This window comes from Streptomyces sp. WAC06614, assembly GCF_003949795.1.
Taxonomy (GTDB): domain Bacteria; phylum Actinomycetota; class Actinomycetes; order Streptomycetales; family Streptomycetaceae; genus Streptomyces.
This window is the reverse complement of sequence record NZ_RPRY01000400.1, coordinates 1-5,564: the sequence shown is the minus strand read 5'-3', so window position 1 is coordinate 5,564 and position 5,564 is coordinate 1. Positions and strand designations below refer to the sequence as shown.

2 protein-coding genes and 2 pseudogenes are annotated in these 5,564 nt (G+C 74.0%); 3 read left to right on the top strand and 1 reads right to left on the bottom strand.

What is annotated here, in order from left to right:
- The 3 genes and pseudogenes from EF918_RS31690 to helR form a co-directional block, all read left to right on the top strand.
- The coding region (locus EF918_RS31690) for a glycoside hydrolase family 16 protein (protein WP_125652365.1) at positions 1 to 1,208 on the top strand (1,208 nt) is incomplete at its 5' end.
- Positions 1,209 to 1,328: 120 nt separating this feature from the next.
- Positions 1,329 to 1,970 (top strand): annotated as a pseudogene (locus EF918_RS31685) (SDR family NAD(P)-dependent oxidoreductase); the annotation flags it as partial.
- A gap of 168 nt (positions 1,971 to 2,138) precedes the next feature.
- Positions 2,139 to 4,292 (top strand): RNA polymerase recycling motor ATPase HelR, encoded by a 2,154-nt coding sequence (helR, locus tag EF918_RS31680; protein WP_125652363.1) that lies wholly within the window; start codon positions 2,139 to 2,141, stop codon positions 4,290 to 4,292.
- 114 nt (positions 4,293 to 4,406) lie between these two features.
- On the opposite strand, the pseudogene EF918_RS31675 reads toward helR, so the two are convergent.
- Positions 4,407 to 5,564, bottom strand: a pseudogene (locus EF918_RS31675) (hypothetical protein); the annotation flags it as partial.

Genomic DNA, 5,564 nt, shown 5'->3' with positions numbered 1-5,564 from the left:
TGTCGCCGCGGACCGCCGACCCGGCCGGGCCGTCGAAATTGTCCTCGAACGTGGCGGCGGCGGCCGCCGCCGTCACGTTCGAGGACAATTTCGACGGCCCGGCCGGGTCGGCGGTCCGCGGCGACAAGTGGCAGTTGGAGACCGGCGACAACGTCAACAACCACGAGCGCCAGTACTACACCCCGGGCGCCGCCAACGCCGCCCTCGACGGCCAGGGCCACCTCGTCATCACCGCCCGGCGCGAGAACCCGGGCAACTACCAGTGCTGGTACGGCCGTTGCGAATACACCTCGGCCCGGATGAACACCGGCGGCCGGTTCACCCAGACCCACGGCCACATCGAGGCCCGGATGAAGGTCCCGCGCGGGCAGGGGATGTGGCCGGCGTTCTGGATGCTCGGCAACGACATCGGGCAGGTCGGCTGGCCGAACAGCGGTGAGATCGACGTGATGGAGAACGTCGGCTACGAGCCCGGCACCGTGCACGGCACCCTCCACGGCCCCGGCTACTCGGGCGGGGGCGGGATCGGCGCGGCCTTCACACTGCCCGGCGGCCGCGCCTTCGCCGACGACTTCCACACCTTCGCCGTGGACTGGGCCCCGGGTTCGATCACCTGGTCGGTGGACGGCCAGGTCTACCAGCGGCGCACCCCGGCCGACCTCGGCGGCCGCACCTGGGTGTTCGACAAGCCGTTCTTCCTGATCCTCAACCTTGCCGTGGGCGGGGACTGGCCGGGCAACCCGGACGGCTCGACCGCCTTCCCGAACCAACTCGTCGTGGACTACGTACGGGTCACCGACGGTTCGGGATCGGGCGGAGGCTCCACCGGGGCGTTGGTCGGCCTGGCGGGCAAGTGCCTGGACGTGGCGGGCTCCCAGACCGCCAACGGCACCGCCGTCCAGCTGTACACCTGCAACGGCACGGGCGCCCAGCGCTGGACCCTGCCCGGCGACGGCACGATCCGGGCCCTGGGCAAGTGCCTGGACGTCAACGCCGCAGGGACGGGCGACGGGGTCAAGGTGCAGCTGTGGGACTGCAACGGCACGGGTGCGCAGGCCTGGGCCTACAACGCGGCGAGCCGTGACGTGGTCAACCTGCCCGCGAACAAGTGCCTGGACGTCCGCGACCGCAGCACGGCGGACGGAGCACCGACCCAGATCTGGACCTGCTCGGGCAACCCCAACCAGAAGTGGACCCTCACGCCCTGACCCGCGCCGCACCCCCTCCCACACCCGGCTCACCGGGCCCGGCCCCGGCTCCCCGCCCCGGCTGGAGCGGCTGGCGGCGGAGCCGGGGCCCCCGGGGGAGCCCGGCCCGTCGCCGTCCGGCCGGCGGACGTCAGCAACCGGGCGGAGCTGGTCCGGGCGGTCGGCTCGCCGGCCGAGGAGCACGGGGGCGTGGACACGCTCATCACCTCGGCGGGAACGGTCCGCCCGGGCCATTTCCAGGAGTTGGACACCGCCTTCTTCCGCGACGCCATGGAGGTCAACTACTTCGGCACCCTGTACGCCGTCCAGGCCGTGGTCCCGGGCATGCTCGACCGCGGGGCCGGGACCCTCGCCTGCATCTCCTCGGCGGCCGGGCTGTACGGGCCCTTCGGGTACACCGCGTACGCCCCGACCAAGTTCGCGGTGCGCGGGCTGTGCGAGTCGCTGCGGATGGAGCTGCGCCCGTACGGGATCCAGGTCAGCGGGATCTGTCCGGCCGACGTGGACACCCCTCAGCTCGCCATGGAGAAGCCGTTCAAGCCGGCGGAGCTGGCCGCGCTGGGTGAGACCGTCAAGCCGTCCGACGCCCGCTCGGCGGCCCTGGAGATCGTCAAGGGCATCGAGGCGGGCCGCCCGGTCATCGTCCCCGGCACCGCGAACCGGGCCGTCGCCCTGCTGGCGCGCACGACCCCCGGCCTCGCCCACGCCCATGCCGACCACGGGGTCGCGCGAAGCCGGCGCCGCGGCTCACCCCGGCCCTGACGGCAACAGCAGAAGCCGACGAAGCAATGCTGCAGAAACAACAAAAGGCAAGGAGAACACCCACTCCCTGCCACTCTCAACTTATAGCGCACAGGGGGCCTTGCGGCAAGGCCCCGGGCATGCCGCACAATCGCAGGCCGAACCCCCGTGACCCGCGAAAAAGGTGACATGCGCCCCCTGACCACCAGCGCCTTCGACCTGCCCGAGCGTCTCTCCCCCAAGGCCGACCCGGCCCTGATCGCCGCCGACGAACAGCACTTCGCCTCGATCGCGGAGAGCCTGGAGGAAGCGATCGCCGCGGTGTCCGACCAGCGCGACGCCGCACTCAGGGCGCCCGGCGGCGTCGGCCGGCAGGCGATGGACCGGGACGCCGAGGTGCACCGGCTGACCGGCCGCCTGCGCGCCCTGCGCCGCTTCGGGCTCGACCTGTGCCTCGGCCGCATGGTCGGCGCGGACGAGGACGCCGAGCCCGTCTACGTCGGACGGCTCGGCCTCACCGACAGCACGGGGCGCCGACTGCTGGTCGACTGGCGTTCCCCCGCGGCCGAACCGTTCTTCGCGGCGACCCATGCCCGCCCGGCGGGGCTTGCGAGCCGCCGCCGGTACCGCTGGACCGGCGGCCGGATCACCGACTACTGGGACGAGGTCTTCACCGCCGACGGGTTCGCCCACCACGCCGCGCTCGACGACCAGTCCGCCTTCATCGCCGGCCTGGCCGGTTCCCGGTCGAACCGGATGCGGGACGTGCTCGCCACGATCCAGGCGGACCAGGACGCGATCGTCCGGGCCGGTTCCCGGGGCACCCTCGTGGTCGACGGCGGTCCGGGCACCGGCAAGACCGTCGTCGCCCTGCACCGCACCGCCTACCTCCTGTACTCCGACCCCCGCCTCGGTCACCGCCGCGGCGGCGTGCTCTTCGTCGGACCGCACCAGCCCTACCTGGACTACGTCTCCGACGTGCTGCCCAGCCTCGGCGAGGAGGGCGTACGGACCTGTACCGTACGGGAGTTGGTCGCCGAGGGAGCCACCGCGGTGGCCGAGCCCGATGCGGAGGTGGCACGCCTGAAGTCGCAGGGGGAGATGGTGCGGGCGATCGAGGCGGCCGTCCGGCTCTACGAGGAGCCGCCCACCAGGGCGATGACGGTCTCGACCCCGTGGGCCGACGTCCGGCTCACCGCCGACGACTGGGCCGACGCGTTCCGGGCCCCGGGGCCGGGTACGCCGCACAACGAGGCCCGCGACCAGATCTGGGACGAGCTGGTCGAGATCCTGCTCGACAAGCACGACGAGGACGTCCCGCCCCCGATGCTGCGCCGGGCGCTGCAGCACGACGAGGAGCTGGTCGGCGCCCTCGACCGGGCCTGGCCGATGCTCGAAGCGGCCGACGTGGTGGGCGACCTGTGGTCGGTCCCCGCGTACCTGCGCAGGTGCGCCCCCTGGCTCGGGCCCGAGGAGGTACGGCGGCTCCAGCGCCGGGAACCCCAGGCCTGGACGGTGTCCGACCTGCCGCTCCTGGACGCGGCCCGGCACCGGCTGGGCGACCCCCGCTCGTCCGTGCGCAGGCGCCGGCACGAGGCCGCCGTCGCCGCCGAGCGCGAGCGCATGGCCGGGGTCATCGACAACGTGCTCGCGGCCGACGACGACGGCGAGGGCGCGGTGACGATGCTGCGCGGACGGGACCTCCAGGACAGCCTGGTCGACGGGGCGGCGCTGCCGGACGCCGGTGCGGAGCCGCTCGCGGGCCCGTTCGCCCACATCGTCGTGGACGAGGCGCAGGAACTGACCGACGCCGAATGGCAGATGCTGCTGCTGCGCTGCCCGTCGCGCAGCTTCACCGTCGTCGGGGACCGGGCCCAGGCCCGCGACGGCTTCGCCGAGTCCTGGCGGGAGAGGCTGGAACGGATCGGGCTCGACCGGATCGAGGTGGCCTCGCTCGGCGTCAACTACCGCACCCCGCAGGAGGTCATGGCGGCGGCCGAGCCGGTCATCCGGGCCGTGCTCCCCGACGCCAACGTGCCGACCTCCGTCCGCAGCAGCGGCATCCCCGTCACGTACGGACCGGTGACCGAGCTCGACCGGATCCTCGACGAGTGGCTGGCCACGCACACCGACGGGACCGCCTGTGTCATCGGCGGCCCCGCACTGCGCGCCCCCTCCCCCCGGGTGCGGTCCCTGACCCCCGAGCTGTCGAAGGGGCTGGAGTTCGACCTCGTCGTCCTCGTCGATCCGGAGGCGTTCGGCGAGGGCGTCCCCGGAGCGGTCGACCGCTACGTCGCGATGACCCGGGCGACCCGGCAGCTGGTCATCCTCAGGAGCTCGTGAGCGGCCCCCAGGGGGACGGAGGTGGTCCGGCGGGGCGGCCGGTACCGGCCCGCCAGGTGTTCCAGCAGCTCCACGCGATCCTGGCCGAACCGAGCCGCCGCCATGTGGAGGCGGTCACGGGGCTGACGGCCGCCCCGGGGGCGTAGGCCCGGCCGCCTCGAAGCGCAGGACGGAGTCCACCTCGCGGCGCAGGGAGCGGGCCGTGGGCGGTGGGGCGTAGGAGAGGCGGAACAGCATGAGTTCGGTGTGCCCGGTGCGGGGCGGGAGCAGGGCGGACATGCGCTTGCGCAGGGTGTGCAGGGTGGCCGTCTCCGTCGCGTCGAGGCCGGTCGCGTCGGGGTGCTCGGCCCGGGCGAAGAGGTAGAGCAGGACGGTCAGGGGCTGGAGGCCCAGGCCCAGGGACGTCGCGGTGAGCCACAGGCGTTGCAGGGCCCGGCCGCCGGCGACCTGGGCGGTGGGGCCGGTGCCCGGGACGGTCAGGTGGCCGAGGGCCGACGAGCCCGCGACGCTCTTGACGGCCCCCTCCGCGAAGGCCGCGCCGCCGCCCAGCTCGCGGACGAGGGCGAGGTGCGGCCAGTGCCGGGCGAGGGAGAGTCCCGCGAGGTCGGCGGCGTCCGCTTCGAGGGTGGCGAGGTCGATTCCGTCCCGGGTGTCGCGCACCTCGTCCGGGGTCCAGCGCAGCTCGGCCATCATCTCCCGGTGCAGGCGCGGGTTGAGCATGCGCAGCCGGTCGCCGGCACCGATGACCTCGCCGAGCTCCGTCAACTCCGTACGTTCGGTGATCAGTTGAAGCAGTGCTCCGCTGTCGGCCGCGCAGTCGGTCAAGGTCTGCCGGTGGGCGGCGTCGAGGGGTCGGGCGGGGCCGTGCCTGCGGTTGGTGGCACGCCGTCCGATCCAGTCGGCCAGGGGCGGGTGCGGGAGCCGGGGGTCGCGGGAGAAGGCGAGGGTGCAGACCAGGCCGGGGTCGGCCGGGTCGGGGAAGGAACGCACCTGGCAGGCCCAGCCCGCGGCCCGGGCCGCGAGGTCGATGTTCTCCACGGCGGCGCCGATGGCCAGGTGGGTGGCGGACCCCTGGAAGTCGAGGAGGGTGGGCGGCCGGGTGTCGTCGGTGCGGCAGTGCAGGACGTCGCCGCGGGCGAGGAAGGTCCAGGGCTGGACGTTCCCGCCGGAGGGCGCCTGGACGGCGTGGGCGACGAGCCGCCGGATGCCGTCCTCGCCCAAGCGCTCACCACGGCCGTCGGTGCGGTCTCCGGCCGGGGGGTGGTGGGGGGT

Bases quoted from the DNA above. Each gene is read 5' to 3' on its own strand.
- helR (WP_125652363.1), top strand. From the start codon at position 2,139: ATGCGCCCCCTGACCACCAGCGCCTTCGACCTGCCCGAGCGTCTCTCC.